The organism is Microcoleus sp. (assembly GCF_049646505.1).
GTDB lineage: Bacteria > Cyanobacteriota > Cyanobacteriia > Cyanobacteriales > Microcoleaceae > Microcoleus.
In genome coordinates, this window is record NZ_JBARVX010000134.1 from 1 (window position 1) to 1784 (window position 1784).

At 44.1% G+C, this 1784-nt stretch carries 1 protein-coding gene; it reads right to left on the bottom strand.

All coding sequences use genetic code 11. The features are described from left to right. Positions 1–76: 76 nt before the first annotated feature. On the bottom strand, positions 77–1480 hold the full coding sequence (locus tag WBA89_RS07775; RefSeq protein WP_424405338.1) for a sensor histidine kinase: 1404 nt from the start codon (positions 1478–1480) through the stop codon (positions 77–79). Positions 1481–1784: the final 304 nt, after the last annotated feature.

The following is a 1784-nucleotide window of genomic DNA, read 5'->3' on the forward strand; positions in this document are numbered from 1 at the left end:
CCCCCTCTCCCCCTCTCCCCTCTCTCCCCCTCATAGGCAGATAATTCTTGAGGGCGATCGCAGCTCAAAAGCTGGCTTAGAGCCCACCCGCCCTAATTTTTTGCTTCAAGGGAATTTCAATGCAAAACTCCGCTCCCTCTCCCGGTACACCAACAGGGCGAATCAACCCCTGATGTTTCAAAACAATAATCTGGTAACTGATCGAGAGCCCCAAGCCTGTACCCTGACCTACAGGTTTTGTGGTAAAAAATGGATCAAACATTCGATCGCCAACTTCTTTACTAAATCCCGGCCCGTTATCAGAAATTAACACTCTGGCGCGATCGTCCGCCGGCAAAAGTTCCGTGCGAATCCGAATCTGAGGGCCCTCCTGCTTCTGGCTTTCTAAAGCATCTACCGCATTGCCAAGTAGATTGACAAACACCTGATTGAGCTGTCCTGGATAACATTCTATAAGTGGCAGAGGGCCATATTCTTTAATCACTTCAATTTCCGAGCGGCCATTATTTGCCTTGAGGCGATGTTGCAGTATTTGCAGGGTACTATCTAGCCCTTCGTGAATATCGACAAACTTCATTTCCGCTTCGTCTAGGCGAGAAAAATTACGCAGCGACAGCACGATATTATGAATTCTGTCACCACCCACCCGCATGGAAGAACAAAGTTTAGGCAAGTCTTCATCTAAAAAATCCAATTCAATTTCATCTGCATAAGCTTCAATTTCCGGTGCAGGATCGGGATTGTATTTTTGATAGAGCTTGATCAGTTGCAACAATTGTTGAATGCGATCGCTGGCGTAGTCGAGATTACCGACAATAAAGTTGATGGGATTGTTAATCTCATGAGCTACACCAGCCACAAGTTCACCCAGGCTAGACATTTTAGCGCTTTGGATCAGTTGCGCTTGGGTTTGCTGCAATTCTTGGAGAGTTTTTTTGAGTTGTTGAGTTTGGGCCATAGCATTCGCCGCCTGTTCTGCTTCCTGTAATGCCGATCGCAATTGAGCTCGCTGTTTAGTTAATCTATCAGTGAGTTTTTTAGCATCCGCTAAGGCAGTTTTCTGTCCTTGCAACAATAAAAGCAAATCCACTACCCGATCGTGAAGAGCAAAATCGTTAATTGTCAGCCCCAGCGGAGTGAGATCCGCTAAGTCTTCGATCCAAGGAGAACCGAGGAAAAAGATGATTTCTGGATTTTCCGCCGGCACCATCTGCCCTTTAAGTAAGATTTTGCTGTGCAAGTATTCGATCAAAAACATCGAGTCAGACTTTTCTCGAATCAGGTCAAATTCTACGGAAATCTTGGGGCGTTCGATCCGAAAGTGTTGCTTCAGGGAACTTCCTAAAGATAATTCCGGGCAAATTCTAGCTAAAACATCTCCCAAATGGATAATTTCAGTCTCCCGTCTCCGAAATGCTAAATGAAATGGAAAAGCCTTTGCAAATATTAAAGGAGGAGAACTGAATGCAGGGGGAACCATAATATAGCTTTTCGATAAAAAGATGAGGTACGAGTTTAGAGTTTAGAGTTTAGATTTTATAGCAATTTCATAAAGTAGCGCTAGATATTACCCCCCCCAATCCCCCCGATGCTTTGGGGGGGCTAATACTTAATCCATAGCATATCTTTAGAAAAATGGTATTAAATTTAGCAATTATTAATTAATTGATGAATAGCTCATGTTTGCGATCGAGGCTATAGCTTCAGTTAGATTTGTAGTGGATGGAGAACACGTCGTTATCTGCACCCTGAGTGCGATCGCTTGTTTGCTCAATTTCTACCTC

Coding starts and splice junctions, on each gene's coding strand:
- WBA89_RS07775 (WP_424405338.1), bottom strand. CDS start 1,480: ATGGTTCCCCCTGCATTCAGTTCTCCTCCTTTAATATTTGCAAAGGCT.